The following is a 17,352-nucleotide window of genomic DNA, read 5'->3' as shown; positions in this document are numbered from 1 at the left end:
TATTATTCAATCGAAAATAATAATCGTATGTATCCAGAACATCTGACTACACCTATGGCCAAAGATCTTACCGATCATGGCTTTAAAGGACTAGAAACTGCCGAAGAAGTAAAGGCCATTTTGGGCCAAAAATCAGGAACCGCTCTAGTCGTGGTCAATTCTGTCTGTGGTTGCGCCGCTGGCAATGCCCGTCCCGGCGTAAAGTTGGCCCTAGCGCAAGCGAGCAAGCAACCCACCGAGGCCGTTACCGTTTTTGCCGGTGTGCACAAAGAAGCCGTAGACACGGCCCGACAGTTTATGTTGCCTTATCCTCCCTCTTCGCCTTCTGTGGGGCTTTTCAAAGATGGAAAGTTGGTCCATTTTCTAGAACGCCACCATATCGAGGGCAGTACAGCCGAAATGATCGCCGCCAATCTTAAGGCCGCTATCGAACGCTTTTGCGATTAAGCTCTTTTTTTGCCCGATAAACCCAAGCGCTAAACTCAAGCACTTGGGTTTTTTTATGCGTTTTTGACTACCTTTGTGCATATTTTGGGGCTTGCCCGCCTCTGGCGGGCCGGGCTGTGTCGGGGCTCGCTGCTCGCTCGGCCCTGCAGTTTTTTCGCTGCGCTCAAAAACTTGGGTCTGGCCTTCGGCCACCCCTTTCCATCCCTAAGCCGGCTCGCTGCGCTCGCCTCTAGACGCAAAAAATCGTTCAATAAAAATCAGATGATGCGATATTGTTTATTTTTCTTTTTTCTCTTCAGTTTTTCTCTTTCTTGGGCCAAGCCCATCCGTTTTCGGGCCGTTTTGCGCCAAGACCCCAGCCAAAGTATTAGTATTGGTTGGGAACAAGCCTCTGGCAAGGCGCCCGTGCTCTATTATGGCCCCAATGATTTGGGCCAAAAAGCCAAAGCTTACCCCCTCAAACAAATTCCCCAAAAGAGCTATAAGGTAAAGGGCATGCTCACCTACTTTGCCCGTTTGGCCGATTTGCAACCTAATACCAATTACTACTTTGTAGTTTGCGATGAAGAGGGCTGTAGCCAACGCTATTCCTTTAAAACCTTACCCAATTCCCCCAAAGAACGGCTTTCTATTGTGGCCGGGGGAGATTCTAGAAATTATCAGGCGGCCAGAAAAAATGCGAACCGCTTGGTGGCCCGCTTGCGCCCGCATTTGGTGGTTTTTGCTGGAGATATGACTGCTTTGGGTACGCCCAAACAATGGCAGGGCTGGCTGGATGATTGGCAGGAAACCATTACGCCCGATGGCCGCATTACGGCTATGGTGGTGGCCAGAGGAAACCACGAGCTCTCTAATGAAACCTTATATAAGTTGTTTGATTTGCCCAATCCTAAGGCTTATTATGCACTGAGTTTGGGTGGCAATCTCATGCGCTTATATACCTTAAATAGTATGATGCCCGCCGCAGGCTTGCAGGCCGAATGGTTGGCCGAGGATTTGGCCGAACATCAGGACCATGGCTGGCGATTTGCCCAATATCATCATCCTATGCGCCCTCATGTGAAGCGAAAATCAGAAAAAGAGGAGTTGGCCATGGCTTGGGCCCCTTTGTTTGAGCGCTATGGGGTACAATTGGCCCTAGAATGCGATTCGCATACCTCTAAATATACTTGGCCCATTCGCTACAGCCAAGAGGAGGGCCATGAAGAAGGCTTTATCCGAGATGATAAAAATGGAGTGGTCTATATTGGTGAAGGCGGCTGGGGTGCCCCCCTCCGCAATGCCGATGACACAAAAAGTTGGACCAGAGCCGCAGGCAAACTCAATCAAGTGAAATGGTTGTTTGTCAGTCTAGAAAATATTGAAATTCGCACCGTCAAATCAGATAATGCTAGCCTAATTGGTTATTTGGATGATGATAGCCGCTTTAGCATGCCCAAAAATATTATGCTTTGGCAACCCCATCAGGAAGATCATATTGATTTGGCCAATAATTATTTGTTGCGCTATAAACCTCCAACCGATAAGGCCAAAACAGTTTTAATGGACCTAAAGGCCAAGGCCGAACAACAACGCCTGCGCCTGTTTTGGGCCTGCAAATATGAGGGACAAAATTATCGCTTCCTCATTCAGCATTCGCACAACAAAATTTATTGGTCTACCTTGGCCAATTTAGAAGGGGCTGGCCCTTCAGAAGAATTGCCCAACCACTACGAATTTGCCGATATTCAGGACCGCCCCCTAAGCCAGCAGTCTTATTATCGCATTTCGGTTTTGGATGAAGATGGAAAACTATTGGACCGCCAAGAACTGCTGGTAAAAGCAAGTCAAGAAAATGAAGAACGCATCCCGCTTTTGTCCGTCAATTTGTTGCGCAAAAAATTAGCGGTTCCCCTTTCTTTGCATCAAGCCGAAGAAAAAGTCCGCTTCGAGCTTTTTGATGTGAATAGAATTAGCCAAAGGCGCTATACGATGGCCCTTGGTGCAGGCAAACAAGAGGTCGAGCTCAATATTCAAGGCCTAAAAACAGGAGATTACCTTTTAGAGATTAGCTATAATGGCCGATTGGAAAAAAGAGCGATTCGCTTATATATTCCCTAAGAGAAATTTTTTATTCGCTCATAGTTGGTCCTTTTTCTAGTTTTAGCAGGCGGCGAAGCCGCCGCAAAGGAGCGTAGCGACTTGGCTTAGGGATGGAAAAGGGGGCGGCGTAGCCGCAGACCGAGCAAAAACTTGTTTTTTGCGAAGGGCCGAGCAAACCTGCGAGCCCTGATACAGCCCGGCCCGCCCAAAGGGCGGGCAAGCCCCAAAAAAAGAAAATGAAAAAAAACGCTAAAATAATTGCGCTCTCTTTGTTGTTCTGTCTAAGTTTTTCTTGTGCAGAACAGAAAGTACCTAGCAGCAAAGAAGAAAAAACGACTGCTGTTGTTCCAAAGCCTAGGCTAAAGTTTAGCTCTGCAATTACGGCTATACATCGGGATCGCAGCGGAAATTATTGGTTGGGCAGTCAAAAAGAGGGCCTTTGCCGTTATGATGGAAAAACCTTTGAATACTTTGCTGTTTCTGAGGGTTTGGCCGATAATCAAGTTCGTTCTATACAGGAAGATCAATTGGGCCGAATTTATTTTGGCACTGCTCAGGGGGTATGCCGTTATGAGCAAGGAAAAATTATTCGCTTAGTAGAAAATAGTTGGGGCCCAGCGCTAAAAGAGAAAGATTTTGGCCAATTTGACCTCTGGTTTAATGCGGGGACAAAAGAAGGGGCTTATTGCTACGATGGCGAAAAATTAAGCTATTGGGCTTTCCCTTTGAGCGAAAAGCGAGATGTTAATAACGCCTATGCGCTAACCGATTTTTCTAGAGGAAAAAATGGAGCTTTGTATTGGGCCAGTTATGCTGCCGCTTTTATTTATGAGGGGCAGGGCGTTCGGCGAATTGATAATGAGGCTTTGGGCCTTAAGAAAGAGGAGGGCCTGCACATCAGAAGTATTCTGAAAGATACTAAAGGACGTTTGTGGATTGGCAATAATGGAATCGGTGTTTTCTGTATGCAAGGCGATACGGTCCAGCATTTTTCAAGAGAAAAAGGGCTGCTGATGCCGATAAAAACCTTTAGAGAAAATACAGAAAAAAGGGCGTTTGCTCAGAATAAAGGTTTGCAATCTGTTTTTCTGATTGTGGAGGACCAAAAGGGAAATATTTGGTTTTCTGACCGAGATACTGGTCTTTGGCGCTTTGATGGGGAGCATATTCAACAGTATAAAGTGGCTAAAAACTTGGCTGTAGGAATGGCGCTCAGTTGTTATGAAGAGCAAAATGGAGATTTACTTTTTGGCTTTAGTAAGGGAAAAGTCTATCAATTTGATGGGCAGCATTTTTCAGAACGTTTTTAGAGCGGGTAAATTTCCTTGCTCATTTTTCTATAAAAAACGTTCTATACTACTGTTTTTTGGGCCCCGCGGCCGGCTAGGCTTCGCCTAGGTCGGCCGCCGCTATGCTGCGCCGCTCGCAGGTCTGCTCGGCCCTGCGTTTTTTTCGCTGCGCTCAAAAAACTGGGTCTGGCCTGCGGCCACGGCTGCGCAGCGCTGGGCCGCACAACTTTTATGTTTTTTCAGGGCTTTTTGCTTCGGCCCTCAAACGGCCCTTTCAATTAGCGGCTTTCAATTAGCAACTGGAGCAAAAAGCGACTAATTTTTTCTTCGGCCCTAAAAAAGATGAATTTTTTGCAGCGGCAAAAAACGGCAGTGCTTTTCAGCTTGAAACTTACAAGCAGAGAACAAAAAAGTAGGGGGGGGAAATAGCGCATGAAAAACTATTGCGAAAAAACAAGCAATTTTTTTTGGACCAAAAAAAGGCCGAAGATATTTATCTTCGGCCCTTAACATTAGCAAAATGCTTAGCGCATTTTATTTTGCCTTAATCACATATTGGTAAGGCAAGAGCTCTTCTTTTAGCTCAAAATTGACAAAGCCAGCAGCTTTGAGTTCTTCTAAAACTTTTTCCTTGGCAATTTTATGGTCCATGGAGGGGCCAATAGGCAATTCCTTCTTAAAAAAGTCAATAATAATGAGTTCGCCATTGGCTTTAAGGCCTTTTTTGACTGCCTTAAAATAGGCAATACGGTCCTCAATATGATGGTAGGTATTGCTAATGAATACAAGATCTACTTCTTGATCCTTAATTTTGGGCGTCTCATAAGGCATGAGGCGAAGCTCTACATTTTCAATTTTATCGGCAGCAATGCGTTTCTGCAAATAATTTTGAAAGCCAGTATCTACATCGGCGGCAATTACTTCTGCGCCAGCGGCGGCAAATTTTACAGAAAAGTAGCCAGAGCCTGCGCCAATATCCATAATTTTTTTGCCCGACAAATCTCCTAGGTAGTCTAAAACTTTTGCTGGTTGTTGGTATTCATCTCTTTCTTTAGACTCAAAGCGTTCTACCAATTCTTCTATAGAGTGGCTGTGCATATGTGCATTGGCAGCGCCATGATGATGTTTGTGATGATGCTTTTTTTCTTCTATAGGTTCTTTTTGGGTGGTTTTCTCTTTTGTTTCTTCTGCTGCGGGGCTAGTACAAGCGCCAGCAAAAAGCAGCAGCGCTAAACTTAATTTTTTCATATTCTATTCATTTGTTATGGGCCAAAGATAAGGAAGTTGCTTTTATCGCTCTGTGACCAAAGATGAATATATTAACAAAAAAAAGGACTAGCGTTGAGCTAGTCCTTTTTGCTTAGCGGTTGTAGCACCACTCTACAAATTCTTTGCGGTCAATACTACTAGTGAAAACATCTTGAAGGTCCACATAATTATCTATATCATAAGTATAGTCATAGGCAAAATGCAGAAATTCTTCTCGGTCAAAAGAGCTAGACCAAAGGTTAACTAGTTGTCTAATTTGAGAGACGGTGTAGCAGCCTTCTCTTGGGATTTGTGCTTTGGCCACATCCATACGGTCAAAGCTACTACTATAGCTGGCCAAATTTTGTCGGGTTCTTTGAAATTGATTATTGGTGATTGGGGCATTGCAGCCTACTCTTCCGGTATAGCCGGGGACGGGCCCGCCCAAAACAACGCCACCGCCATTACCAATAGCGGAGGGGTCGACAACAATACAAGAGGCCATAATTAGGCAAAGGCTGAAAAAAGTTAGAAAAATTCGCATGAGCGTAAATTTTTGAAAAAGTTCAATGATAAGGTCAAAGTTAAGGTTAATCTGCGGCTCCATTTTCCAAGAGTATGCCAAAAATAAAAGCATTTTTTTGTGTTGGAAATAACTGGGGGAATTTTTGGTCCAGCGGGGCGGCGAAGCCGCCCCTGGCCGCAGGCCAAATGGCCCAGCGCTGCGGAGGGGTGGCCGCAGGCCAGACCAAAGCCGCCGCAGGCGGCTGCAGGGCCGAGCGAATAGCGAGCCCCGCAGCATAGCGGCGGCCGCCCCAGAAAAAAGGGCGGCCGCGGGCCCCAAGGGAATAAAAAAACCGTCCTCCTCGGCAAGCGAGAAAGACGGGGACTATTTTTCAAAGCAGGTTTTATAAACCTCTTTGGGCTTTTGCATTTTTCAGGATATCGTAGAGCAACTCTTTGGCCCTAAAAAGTTGGGCTTTGACGGTGCCTAGGGGCATATTGAGTTGTTCGGCAATTTCTTGGTAAGAAAGTTCTTCAAAATAACGCAGCTCAATCATTTGGCGATATTTATCGCTCATGCGCTCCATCAGTTCCTGCATAATGCGTCGGCGCTGCTGTCGGATGAAGCGCTCCTCTGGGTCCAGCAAATCGGCTTTGAGGCTATTGCTATAATCGGCACCCCCTTCATCGGAAATGGGTTCATCGATCGAGAGCATTTTCATTCTTTTTTTTCGGATAAAGTCGATACAATTATTGCTGGCAATTTTGAACAGCCAGGTACTAAAGGCATAGCTAGGGCTATAGCTATCGAGTTTTCGGAAAGCTTTGCCAAAGGCTTCGATGGTTAGATCTTCGGCATCATCTTTATTTCGGACCATTTTGAGCATCATGTGAAAGATGGAATTGCGGTAGCGGTCCATCAGTTGGGCATAAGCCATTTGGTCATTTTCTTCTACAGCGAGGGTAACGAGTCGGTAATCTTCTGCTGCTCTATCGGATAGTTTTTTCATTTCCAGTAGCTGGGCTTTTTTCGCAAAAATTGGAGGGCCATAAAGGGGTAATAGAGGAGGGCGAATAGTTCGGTCCAAAAAAGCTGGCTCCATAAATCTTCTTGCTCTAAGGTAAGCAAAGTTTTTTGCCAAACCCTATAAAAAATTAAAATTCTGAGGGGCCAAAGTAGGGCGAGGTAGGGAAAAGGGCCAAAGCAGAGGGCGAGGCAAAAAAACGGCAGGCCCAAAAAGCTGGCCGACCAGAGGGCGAGCATCCATTTGGTTGTGTTTTGATAAAACTCGCTGCTGCTGTAGTGTCTGCGTTTTTGGCGAAAAAGCGATCGCCAAGTTTTTTTTGGGGCCGAATAGACAAAGGCCTTTGGGTCGAGGCAGTTATGGATAGGGAAATTTTGGGCAGCAGAGACCAAAATATCGTCATCGCCAGAGGGGGTATTGATGCTAGCGGCTAGGGCAGGGGCGGCGGCTTCAAATACCTTTTTATGGTAGAGTAAATTTCGGCCCACGCCCATATAGGCTTGATTATAATGGGCGGCCGAAAAATATTGCAGGGCCACCAGGGCGGTTTCGTATCGGATCCAGCTATTGAGCCAACTGTTTTCGGGGAGGTAGGGGCCAAAGCCCAAAACGAGGCCGGGCCCATTTTCTGGCCGGGCTTGCATCATCTTTTTGGCCCAGAGCGGAGAGGCCGGTTGGCCATCGGCATCGGTCAATAAAATCCAATCGTACTTAGTTTGGGGGATGGCCCAGAGCAGGGCTTCTTTTTTGCCCAAATATTTTTTTTCTCGATAAAAAAGGGGCCGAAGTTGGGGGGATTCTTGGGCCAATTGGGCCAAAATAGCGGGACTTTGGTCGCTAGAGTCGTCATCTACCCAGACGAGCTCGTAGATTGGATAATCTTGGGCTAAAAGTTTCCGTAAATTTTTCTGTAAATTAGCGCCCTCATTACGCGCCAGCACGACAATGCTCAAGGGCGGGAGCTGCTCGCAGCCCTTTGTTTGAGGCGCTTTGGCCCATTGATAAAAGCGATAGGCAAAACCCATTTGGAGCCCAAAAAAAATGAAAGCCAAAGCCGAGAGCGCGATCCACATCATTAAAAAAACTTAATTGCATGCCCGAGTTGCATACAGAAATGAAATTTGAGCTAGAACATAGCGACCCGCAGAGTCAGGCCCGTGTAGGGACACTACAAACAGCGCATGGCCAAATTCCCACTCCGATTTTTATGCCCGTAGGGACAATCGGAACCGTAAAAGGGGTTCATCAAAAAGAGCTGAGCGAAGATATTAAAGCCAAAATTATTTTGGGCAATACTTATCACCTTTATCTTCGTCCAGGCACCGAACTGCTCGAAAAAGCGGGAGGATTGCATCAATTTATGAATTGGCAGGGCCCTATTTTGACCGATAGCGGGGGATTTCAGGTTTTTTCATTGGCCCACCGCCGAAAAATCAAAGAGGAAGGAGCTACTTTCGCTTCTCATATTGATGGAAGCAAACATTTGTTTAGTCCAGAAGGCGTGATGGATATTCAGCGTTCTATTGGGGCCGATATTATTATGGCCTTTGACGAATGTACGCCTTATCCCTGCGATTATCGTTATGCCAAAAAATCTATGGAGCTTACGCACCGCTGGCTCAAGCGCTGCTATACTCGCTTTAAGGAAACAGAACCCAAATATGGCTATCCGCAGTCGCTTTTTCCCATTGTTCAGGGAAGTGTATATAAGGACTTGCGCCTAAAGTCTGCCGAAACAGTGGCCCAATATGCCGATTTGGGAATTGCCATTGGTGGACTCTCGGTGGGAGAGCCCAAAGAAGAAATGTATGCCATGACGGATTTGGTTTGTAGCCAATTGCCAACCGATAAACCTCGCTACCTTATGGGCGTGGGAACTCCCGCCAATATTTTGGAGTGTATCGCTTTGGGCGTAGATATGTTTGATTGCGTAATGCCTACCCGAAATGCTCGACATGGTTTGATTTTTACCCGAAAAGGAAAACTCAATATCAAAAACAAAAAGTGGAAGGACGATTTTTCTCCTATTGATGAGGATGCGCCCAATCCCACTAGCCGACAACATACAAAAGCTTATTTGCGCCACCTCTTTACGGTTAATGAACTTTTGGGGATGCAAATTGCTACCTTGCACAACCTCAGCTTTTATCTGGAGCTGGTCCGAGAAGCCCGCGAACGCATCTTAGATGGAAGTTTCCGCGCTTGGAAAGACGAATTGGTGCCTATTTTAGAGCAAAAACGCTAGCCTTTTATGCTAAAAATTATTGATCGCTACATTCTTTTTCGCTATCTCGCCACTTTTTTCTTTATCATTCTGCTGATGGGCATGCTCACGGTAGTCATTGATTTTTCTGAAAAGGTGGACAGCTTAGCCAATGGCCCAAAATGGACCGAGGTGGTCTTTGACTACTATCTCAATTTTGTGCCTTATATCAGTAGCATGCTTTTTCCACTCTATGCCCTGATTGCGGTCATTTATTTTTGCTCCCGCCTAGCCGCCAATTCCGAAATCATTGCCATTATTGGTAATGGAATTAGCTTTTGGCGGCTATTGCGGCCCTTTATGATGGGCGCGGCCATTATTGCCGGCTTTCATCTTTATGCCAACCACTTTATTTTTCCAGAACTCAATAAGGGCCGCACCCGCTTTGAAAATACTTATATTCGGAAAAATAATTTTGATGGCCCCAAGGATAATATTCACCTTTTTGTGAGCCCTCAAGAAGAAATTTATATCCAACATTATAACCGCAAAGATAGTACAGGTCGCAATTTTGCCCTGATTCGCTATGATAGCAATGGGGTGGACCGCCCTTATACCTTAGAAGCGGGCCGCATCAAATTGATCGAATACCCCAATAAATGGGAGCTGATTAACTATCATGCCCGCTATGTGGATGATATGGAAGAGACGATCGTCAAAGGCGCAAAAATGGATACTTTACTGCCGCTCAGCTCTGCCGATTTGGCCCGAAGAAAAAACCTGAAGGATGCCATGAATAGCCGAGAAATTATGGAGTATATCGAGCAGGAAAAAGCCAAAGGCCTAGGCAGTACCACGGTTTTTGAAGTGGAATATCACCGCCGCTCTGCTGATCCCTTCAGCATTTTGATTCTTACGCTCATCGGGGTGTCTATTGCGGCCCGAAAAACCCGAGGCGGAATGGGCATGCATATCGTTATGGGCATGCTGGTTTGCGCACTCTATATTTTTATGTCTAAGTTCTCGATGACCTTTTCTACCCATGGCGGACTCTCGCCTCTTTTGGGCGTTTGGACCCCCAATATCATCTTTACTTTTGTGGCTTTTTATCTGGTCGGTAAGGCGCAGAAATAGTTTGTTTTTTTGGGGCCTCCGCAGAATATATGATAGCGGCGGTTACTCCCTTCGGTCGTCGAACTGCGCCCTAAAGGGCTTGTTGTGGCCGCTCAACTGCATTTTTGCTTTTGGCCTTTTAATGACTAAGGGGCAGAAAATATATCATATTTTCTGCCCCTTTTTTCTTTGGTCCTAAAAGGCCCGAAGGGCCGCAGGCTGAGGGATGGATAGCAGTGGCCGCAGGCCAGACCCAGTTTTTTGAGCGTAGCGAAAAAAAACGCAGGGCCGAGCGAACAGCGAGCTGCGACAACCAGCCCCGAAGGGGCGCCAGTTCGACGACCAACGGGAGTACCCAGCCCGACCTGAACGAAGTGAAGGGCAGCCCCAAAAAATAAATAAAAAATAAGGCCTAATAATCTTTGATCAAGCCCTCGGCTAGCCAATCGGCTAAGGCTTGGCGGTTGGCGGGCAGCAAAATGCGCTTTTGGTCCTTAGGGTTTTGAATATTGCCCACCTCAATAAAAACGGGAGTGGGAATGACCTCTCTGAGCATATGCAAATCCCTCGCTTTTACGGTGCCTTTATACTCTCCAGACGCCCGATGCTGCTTGTATTTTCCGCGAATATGCTGATGCAAACGGCGGGCGAGCTCTCGGCCACGCAGACTTTCGGGATAATGGTAGAAAAATAAATCGATGCGTTGTTTTTTAGAGCGAGAATCAACATGGATTTCGACCAAACGCTGGTAGTAAAGGCCTTTGCGCAAATTTTCTCGATATAAATCGTTAATCACATCAGAGCGTTGGCTGAGGCGTTCACTTTGTCCTTTTGGAATAGATTCGTTGGGCCAGCAGCGCTCATCTTCATCTTTGGGCAAATACTCCAATTGGCGAATCCCGTCATTGGCATCTCGAACGATGAGGTAGACCAAAGCGCCATGCGAGAGCAGTTCTCGGGCCAGACGCAAAGTAATATCATAAGCATATTCATCCTCACAAATGGGTTTTCCCTTGTAGTTGGCCACTGCGCCAGGATCGGGCCCACCATGTCCAGAAACCAAATAATAAACAGCACCCGCCAGGCGCTTATCTTTTAGAGGCACATCGGCAAAGTTTTTCCCTAAAATGGGAAAATGTCGCCCTTTAGGGACATGTTTGTCTAGGTCTACCGCACAAGCTTTTAGATGATGAGGGTACCAAAGAGGGGCATTTTTACTTTTGAAGTGGGTTTTTAGGCGAAAAAGCTCCATACTTTCATTGTAGCGTTCGATTTGTTTGGCTCTTTGCCAGCTCGAAATTCCAACAGTAGAGCGAATGGAGCGGCCATTATATTTATACTCTAAAATGGGGAGTTTATAGTTTTTGCCCACCATCAAATAGTCGGTTTCTTTCAGCTTATTGAGTTGGCAAAACTTTTTGAGATTGCAAGGGCTGCGGTCTAGGCCATAGCGGCCCAAAAGCACCAAAATGCCATCGCCTCTTTTGGCAGTTACACTCAAATAAGATTGGGCGTTTAGGGGGAGCAGGCTGAGGAGAAAAAGAAAAAGGGGGGCGAAAAATAATTTCATAATGAAGGATTAGAGTTGTTGAAGGAACCATCTTCTTTCGGTCAAAATGCTACAATCTTCAATTTGTTGCCGCAAGTTTTTTTTCTCTTGGCGGTCGTAGGGATTGAGCTGCAATAATTTGCGGCAGAAGCTAATAATATTGAGGTAATTTTCCTGATGATAGGAGCGCAATTTTTGCGCTCTTTTTTTTCTATTGACAAAGGCTCGAAAGCTAGCCAAAAAGGATTCCAAAAGGTCAAATTCTTCTAGCGCATAATAAATTTTGAGCAGCATTACTCTGGCGTTGAGCTGCATAAAAAGGTCGGCAAACTCTTGTTGCAAAAGTAGTTCTTGCGCTTTTTCATATTGTTCTTTTTCTAGGGCGAGTTTGGCCCAAGAAAAGCGAGCATAAGCAGCCTGATAAGCTTGAGGCAGGCAGTTTTCATAGGCTGTAATAAATTGGGACACCCAATCGTAGGCCTTGAGCCAAAGGCCCACGCTCACTATATTTTTAAAGGCAAAAGGACTAATTTGGCCTTGTTCGAGCAATAGATTTTCGCTTAGGCCAGCCCGATAAAGGGCAAACATTTCCTCAAAGTATTGTTCGTAGCCAGGCCGCTGCAAATTGACCTGTTTGGTGCAAAAGTTTATCCCCAATTGATAAAGTTCTCGCAGTTGATCGGCGGGCAAAATATTTTTTTCGCTTAAAAGTAGCGCCTTAAATTTCCGAAAATCTTCTTCGGCCTCTAAAGAGGATTGCAGACGATAGCAATGGTAATAAAGGGCTAGCGCTTTGTCTTCTAATAGTTCTTCATGGGCCTCAATTTGAGCTAAAACAGCAGGCAGCAGGCCAAAATCATATTGCGTTTTATAGACAGCCTGATGCGCCAAAAATAAACAAGCTTGCCGCAATTTCCGCAAGCGATATTCGCTATCCAACCAATGCCCCAAGGCGGGCAAATTCTTAGGCGCATTTCTACTTTTTCCCGCTTTGGCTTCTTCCTGATAGCGCAATTTGGCCAAGGCATATTGCCCTTTTCGGTAGGCGGTTCCTCGTTCAGATTGTCGCTCCAATTGCCGCTCCCATTTTTGGCTTTGCTGCTTCAAATGCTTGCTCAAACCAATTTTTTGATAGGCCTGGGCCAAAAGTTCGGCCTTGTATAAAGGTTGCTCCTCCAATTGCTCGGCAATTAAAAATTCCTCTATGGCTTGCAATAAAAAAGATTGGGCATAGCGCAAAAGCGAGTCCTCTTCCTTACTATAGGCTCGTCCAAAAACGGCCCGAAATACCCGCGCTTTTTCCCAAGATTTGGGCGGCGCCTCTGGCCCTTGCTCCTCCATATAGCGCCAAAGTGCCCAAAGATCTTCCCTCTGGTTATGCGCCGGAGATTGTAGCCATTTTCTGAGGCCCAAGCGCTGGCTGGCCGAAAGCAAGGCAAATAAATGAATTAACTTTGATTTATACATTTGTTTTTATTTTGGGGCCCGCGGCCGGCTAGCCTTCGGCTAGGTCGGCCGCCGCTATGCTACGCCGCTCGCAGGTCTGCTCGGCCCTGCGTTTTTTTCGCTGCGCTCAAAAAACTGGGTCTGGCGCTTCGCGCCACGGCTGCGCAGCGCTGGGCCAAATCTAAACGTTTTTAGGAAAACTACTTTTTGACAAAATTTAGCCAAAGATAAGTATAAAGCTTAAAAACTAAATTTCTCTTTTGACAAGAGTCTAAATCTGGCCCACTCTCTTAACTCAAGATTTCTTTTATTTGTAATATGGAAGTAGACTTAAGTAAAGCGCACTAAAAAAGGCAAACCAATTTTTTAGTCTGGCCAAAAAGAACAGCTTTATAAATTACCCCTCCACTGCAAAATAAAATATCTTATGAAAATCAAGCTAATTTTTCTTCTGGCTCTTTTTGCCTGTCTGGGCCAAGGGCAAGCGCAAAACGCATTCTTAAGCGGCAATTTGTATCAGGACCAAGACCAAAACTGCACAGTCTCTGCTTTAGATGTTGCTTTTCCCAAAGTTCTCCTCTCTCTAACCGATTCGGTATCTGGCCAACAATATTTTGAAACGACTTCGGCCACGGGCTATTACAGTTTCAATGTGCCCGCCGGATTATATAACCTAGAGGTTCATTTTCCTTTCGAACAGGATTTGTATACAGCTTGTAGCTATGATAGTAGCCCTGTTTTACAGCCCAGCCAAAGTGATACAGTAGATATTTTGGTCCAAACAACTACCTATAGAGCAATTCCCTTTGTAGAATTAAGTACAGATTTTATCCCTGATTGCGGACAGGCCGATTATCAAGTTTATATGGCCAATTTAGGCACAAGACCACTTTTTAACGCCAGTCTTTTGCTAGAGCTGGACAGTAACCGCATGAGCTTTGATTCTGCAACTGCACAACTGATTGCCTTAGGAAATGAGCGCTATCAATTTAATTTGCCTTATTTGGGCCAAGGCCAAGATTCTGCCTTTCATTTTACTTTTTCGGTAAATACAAATTGTAATGATGAGCCAGGCAGTATGCATAAGGTCCGAGCAGAAATAGGACCGCATAGCAATAACTACTCAGCAGGAGAATTAGCCCTTTCTGCCGATTGTTTGGGCGATTCTATTCGCTTTGTGGCCAGAAATATTGGTGTTGCGCCTATAAACAACCAAGCGCTGATTGTCATAGAAGATGATGTGATGTACAGCCAACCCAATATTGGTACTTTAGATTCTTTGAGCAGCGACACGATTATTATTCCAACGAGAACTCGCTCCTCTTATCGCATTCAGGCGCCACAAAGGCAAAATAACCGTTTGCTTTCTAGTCAAATGAGTTGGGCCAGCCTAGAAGGCTGCAAGCCCGATGCGCAAGGAGGATATGATACAGGTTTTTCAGGGCAGTTTTATCAGGATCATGCCTCGGCACATATTGCTTATGACGCCCAAGAAAGTCAGGCCCAAAGATCAAGCAATCTTAGCCGGGCTTTTCCAAAAGGATATGGGACTAACCAATATGTAGAGTTATTTACGCCCCTAGAGTTTCAGTTGCTTTATGAAAAACAAGGTACAGATACCACTGCTGTATTAACTTTGGTGGATACTATTTCGCCTTGGTTAGACCCCAGTAGTTTTCAGTTGGGCGCTCATAGTTTGACCGATTTAGATTGGAGTATTTCTCAGCAAGGAATTTTATCTTTTCGCTTTAGCAACTATAATTTGGTCCAAGGAGACCGAGTTTTTGTAAATTATCAGCTTTATCCTAAGGCTACGGCCCTCAACCAATTGGCTTATCAGCAATATTTGGCGGTAGAGGATGGCTTGGCCAAGCAACCAGCACCCCAGATTTATAGAACTTTTGGCCAAAACTTTATTGTGACCAGCTATAGCCATGAATTGGCAGCTCCTTTGGCCCAAAAAGTAAAAATTTATCCGCAGCCAGCCCGCCATAGCCTAAATGTAGAGCTCCTTTCTGGAGAAACAAGCCCTTTAGTGTTTGAAATCTACAATTTGCAGGGCCAATTGCTCCATCAACTAAGGACCGAAGGTCCCCGCGCTCAACTGAGCTTGCCCCAATTGCCCCAAGGCATTTTGATTTATCGTTTGCGCAGCGATAAAAAATTGATCGATCAAGGACAGTTGAGTATTTTTTAAAAAAGTATTGCTACAAAAGCAAAAAAGCGAGCAGGAAAACCTGCTCGCTTTTTTTAGCGCTTTTATTTTGTGTATCTGCGTCGGCGCAAATAATAATAAAGCAAGCCAAAAAGGCCCAAAATAATTAGGGGAAGGCCCAGATTGATAAACTGCCAGAGGCTTTCTTGATCGAAGGCGCGTTTTTGGTCCAAGGGCCGCAAACGAATTTCTCTATTGCGGAGATTGACCAGGCCAGAGTCATCCGTAAGGTATTCTACGCAGGCCAAGAGAAATTCTTGGTTGGCAAATAGTTTTGGTCCAAAATCGGGGAGAAAACCTGCGCCCAAGGGATAATGCCTTTGGCTGGGCGCATGATAATTATTATAAGCAATATCGCCATCAGAGATAACAATCATCTTGCTGGGGCGGCTGCTCATTCGGATGGGGTAGTTGCCCGCCTTTTTCCAAATTTCTTCGGCTCTTGGCGGTAGGCGATTTTTAAAGTGAGACTCAAATTCTCCTTCTAATAAAACGGCTACATTTTGCGAGCCTTTGGTAAAAGCTTCTGGTCCAATAGCGGGATCAATAACACCAAAGCCAATACGAGTAGGTGGATATTGTAGCTTACTATATTTAGAGCTTCTTAATAAGGGTGTCTTTTTTACATTTGTTTTTGTTCCCACCGTATCAATACTAGAGGGATATTTGGTCAAGACAAAATCTAAGTTTTTTACAATCGGATGATCAATGACCGATTTTCCTGTTTCTAAACGTTCTTGGGGCGTTGCAAAAGGCTTGACCAAAGGATAGTAAAACCATTTTGGATTTGATTTTTGGTTGGGGCCAGATCGTAGGCCGCCAAAAGCGGCGGCATCATAAGAGGCAATTAAATTATTATTGACCCGAACACCATAATTAAAGAGCAACTTCTGAAGATCGAGCTCTCTGGGCATAGGAACATGAATACCGTTAGCTTTTCCTAAACTGTCATCTTCCATGTCTAGAGCATCGATCATCCAAAGAATGCGGCCCCCATTCATAACATATTGGTCCAATTTAAACTGATCATCATAGCTAAATTTTCGTTTGGGTTTGGCCACCACTACCAAACTCACCGAAGAATCAATTTGATTGAGGCGAGAGAGGTCCACATGTTTGGTCCCATAATTTTCAGACAAGGCTTTTTCAAAGCCATAAATATGGCGCAGCGGCAATTCTCCATGATTATTGATAAAAGCGACTACAGGTTTACTTTTTAGTTGCAACTTTTTGATGGCCGCCGCAAATTTATACTCCAAACTATTGATCGAAGCAGAAATATCGCTGGGCTGATAATAGCCATCGCCTAGTTCTACCATATTGATGACTTCAAAGTTGTAGCCCGAGCGAACAATAGCAAAAGGAAAAACCAAAATCATTCGGCCCTGTCGCGCATCTTTAATTTGCAGGGGCATAATTTTTTGCTTGGCCAATTGTTTTTGTAGGGCTTTTACCTCTTCTTCTGTACCATCTAAGGGATTGACAAAGCGATAATTGAGCATGCCGGCAGAACGCTCTTTAAATAATCCCATTAAATCTTTGAGATTATTTTGTAGGTGGCGAAAATCAGAGGGAAATTCTCCGTCTAATAAAATTTCAATGCTTACCGAAGCCGTATCATTCGGCAATTTGGCCAAAAGTTCTGCTGTAGCAGGATTGAGCGTAAATCGCTGGTCCTCGGTCAAATCAATTTTGCCATAAATAAAGCTGCCCAAAACATTCAACACAATAATGATGACGGCCATAAGGGCAAATTTTAGCAGAGAGTTCGCTGCTTTTTTAGATTTCATTGGATAACAATTAGAGATGTTTGTAGAGAACCCAAAATTTTGAGCTCAGAAATACTAAGGGCCTCAAGATACAACCCTTTGGCGATTCTGAAAAATTTGTTCCTTAGCGAAAAAGGCCAAGAAAAAAAGGGGCAGAAAAATCAAACTGATTTTTCTGCCCCTCACTAATTGAAAGCTGCTAATTGAAAGGGAATTGGAGGGCCGAAGAAAAAAATAAGAGAAAAAAAGAGGGTTGTGCAAAAAAAGGCGAGCAAAGCGAGCCTTTTGGCCTAGCGATGCGAAAGGGGGCGGCGCAGCCGCAGACCCAGCAAAAAAACTTGTTTTTTTGCGCAGGGCCGAGCAGACCTGCGAGCCCTGAAGCGTAGCGCCGACGACCGAAGGGAGGCGGAGGCCCCAAAAACAGCAGCTAAAAATAAAAATGCAGAGATTTATGTTCTTTTT

General features: G+C 45.1%; 13 protein-coding genes. 6 read left to right on the top strand and 7 right to left on the bottom strand.

The window, feature by feature from the left end; all coding sequences use genetic code 11:
• The first annotated feature begins 27 nt into the window (after positions 1–27).
• The 3 genes from SGRA_RS19080 (at position 28) to SGRA_RS19070 (ending at position 3,839) form a co-directional block, all read left to right on the top strand.
• Positions 28–447 (top strand): BrxA/BrxB family bacilliredoxin, encoded by a 420-nt coding sequence (locus SGRA_RS19080; RefSeq protein WP_015694476.1) that lies wholly within the window; start codon positions 28–30, stop codon positions 445–447.
• A 261-nt stretch (positions 448–708) separates the two neighbouring features.
• On the top strand, positions 709–2,547 hold the full coding sequence (locus SGRA_RS19075; RefSeq protein ID WP_015694475.1) for a purple acid phosphatase family protein: 1,839 nt from the start codon (positions 709–711) through the stop codon (positions 2,545–2,547).
• 218 nt (positions 2,548–2,765) lie between these two features.
• Entirely contained in the window at positions 2,766–3,839 is a 1,074-nt protein-coding gene (locus SGRA_RS19070; RefSeq protein ID WP_015694474.1) for a ligand-binding sensor domain-containing protein, read from the top strand.
• Positions 3,840–4,352: 513 nt separating this feature from the next.
• On the opposite strand, the gene SGRA_RS19065 is transcribed toward SGRA_RS19070, so the two are convergent.
• From SGRA_RS19065 to SGRA_RS19050, 4 genes are all read right to left on the bottom strand, one after another.
• Positions 4,353–5,066, bottom strand: coding sequence for a class I SAM-dependent methyltransferase (locus SGRA_RS19065; RefSeq protein ID WP_015694470.1), 714 nt, complete (start codon positions 5,064–5,066; stop codon positions 4,353–4,355).
• A gap of 112 nt (positions 5,067–5,178) precedes the next feature.
• Entirely contained in the window at positions 5,179–5,610 is a 432-nt protein-coding gene (locus tag SGRA_RS19060) for a proline and serine-rich protein 1 family protein (protein WP_187288176.1), read from the bottom strand.
• A 364-nt stretch (positions 5,611–5,974) separates the two neighbouring features.
• Positions 5,975–6,580 (bottom strand): RNA polymerase sigma factor, encoded by a 606-nt coding sequence (locus SGRA_RS19055; RefSeq protein WP_015694468.1) that lies wholly within the window; start codon positions 6,578–6,580, stop codon positions 5,975–5,977.
• A complete protein-coding gene (locus SGRA_RS19050; RefSeq protein WP_041329787.1) occupies positions 6,577–7,671 on the bottom strand; it encodes a glycosyltransferase in 1,095 nt (364 codons plus the stop codon). The genes SGRA_RS19055 and SGRA_RS19050 overlap by 4 nt, the downstream gene beginning before the upstream one ends.
• 38 nt (positions 7,672–7,709) lie before the next feature.
• Between SGRA_RS19050 and tgt the strand changes: the two genes are divergently transcribed.
• Positions 7,710–8,840, top strand: a complete 1,131-nt coding sequence (gene tgt / locus SGRA_RS19045) for a tRNA guanosine(34) transglycosylase Tgt (protein ID WP_015694466.1) — start codon at positions 7,710–7,712, stop codon at positions 8,838–8,840.
• Positions 8,841–8,846: 6 nt separating this feature from the next.
• Positions 8,847–9,932, top strand: coding sequence for an LptF/LptG family permease (locus tag SGRA_RS19040; protein ID WP_015694465.1), 1,086 nt, complete (start codon positions 8,847–8,849; stop codon positions 9,930–9,932).
• Positions 9,933–10,323: 391 nt separating this feature from the next.
• Here the strand turns inward: SGRA_RS19040 and SGRA_RS19035 are convergent, their stop codons facing one another.
• Both SGRA_RS19035 and SGRA_RS19030 read right to left on the bottom strand, forming a co-directional pair.
• A complete protein-coding gene (locus SGRA_RS19035) occupies positions 10,324–11,481 on the bottom strand; it encodes an N-acetylmuramoyl-L-alanine amidase (RefSeq protein WP_015694464.1) in 1,158 nt (385 codons plus the stop codon).
• Positions 11,482–11,490: 9 nt separating this feature from the next.
• Positions 11,491–12,927 carry a hypothetical protein gene (locus SGRA_RS19030; RefSeq protein WP_015694463.1) on the bottom strand — a complete coding sequence of 479 codons (1,437 nt, stop codon included), beginning with the start codon at positions 12,925–12,927 and terminating at the stop codon, positions 11,491–11,493.
• Between the two features lie 406 nt (positions 12,928–13,333).
• On the opposite strand from SGRA_RS19030, the gene SGRA_RS19025 reads away from it, so the two are divergent.
• Positions 13,334–15,103, top strand: coding sequence for a T9SS type A sorting domain-containing protein (locus tag SGRA_RS19025; protein ID WP_015694462.1), 1,770 nt, complete (start codon positions 13,334–13,336; stop codon positions 15,101–15,103).
• Positions 15,104–15,165: 62 nt separating this feature from the next.
• Here the strand turns inward: SGRA_RS19025 and gldG are convergent, their stop codons facing one another.
• On the bottom strand, positions 15,166–16,911 hold the full coding sequence (gldG, locus tag SGRA_RS19020) for a gliding motility-associated ABC transporter substrate-binding protein GldG (RefSeq protein ID WP_015694461.1): 1,746 nt from the start codon (positions 16,909–16,911) through the stop codon (positions 15,166–15,168).
• Positions 16,912–17,352 lie beyond the last annotated feature (441 nt).

The sequence above is a fragment of the Saprospira grandis str. Lewin genome (assembly GCF_000250635.1).
Lineage (GTDB): Bacteria > Bacteroidota > Bacteroidia > Chitinophagales > Saprospiraceae > Saprospira > Saprospira grandis.
Note: the sequence above shows the minus strand (reverse complement) of the source record. Positions and strands in the feature narration are given on the sequence as shown.

Bases quoted from the DNA above. Each gene is read 5' to 3' on its own strand.
- SGRA_RS19080 (WP_015694476.1), top strand. From the start codon at position 28: ATGTATCCAGAACATCTGACTACACCTATGGCCAAAGATCTTACCGAT.
- SGRA_RS19075 (WP_015694475.1), top strand. From the start codon at position 709: ATGATGCGATATTGTTTATTTTTCTTTTTTCTCTTCAGTTTTTCTCTT.
- SGRA_RS19070 (WP_015694474.1), top strand. From the start codon at position 2,766: ATGAAAAAAAACGCTAAAATAATTGCGCTCTCTTTGTTGTTCTGTCTA.
- SGRA_RS19065 (WP_015694470.1), bottom strand. From the start codon at position 5,066: ATGAAAAAATTAAGTTTAGCGCTGCTGCTTTTTGCTGGCGCTTGTACT.
- SGRA_RS19060 (WP_187288176.1), bottom strand. From the start codon at position 5,610: ATGCGAATTTTTCTAACTTTTTTCAGCCTTTGCCTAATTATGGCCTCT.
- SGRA_RS19055 (WP_015694468.1), bottom strand. From the start codon at position 6,580: ATGAAAAAACTATCCGATAGAGCAGCAGAAGATTACCGACTCGTTACC.
- SGRA_RS19050 (WP_041329787.1), bottom strand. From the start codon at position 7,671: ATGATGTGGATCGCGCTCTCGGCTTTGGCTTTCATTTTTTTTGGGCTC.
- tgt (WP_015694466.1), top strand. From the start codon at position 7,710: ATGAAATTTGAGCTAGAACATAGCGACCCGCAGAGTCAGGCCCGTGTA.
- SGRA_RS19040 (WP_015694465.1), top strand. From the start codon at position 8,847: ATGCTAAAAATTATTGATCGCTACATTCTTTTTCGCTATCTCGCCACT.
- SGRA_RS19035 (WP_015694464.1), bottom strand. From the start codon at position 11,481: ATGAAATTATTTTTCGCCCCCCTTTTTCTTTTTCTCCTCAGCCTGCTC.
- SGRA_RS19030 (WP_015694463.1), bottom strand. From the start codon at position 12,927: ATGTATAAATCAAAGTTAATTCATTTATTTGCCTTGCTTTCGGCCAGC.
- SGRA_RS19025 (WP_015694462.1), top strand. From the start codon at position 13,334: ATGAAAATCAAGCTAATTTTTCTTCTGGCTCTTTTTGCCTGTCTGGGC.
- gldG (WP_015694461.1), bottom strand. From the start codon at position 16,911: ATGAAATCTAAAAAAGCAGCGAACTCTCTGCTAAAATTTGCCCTTATG.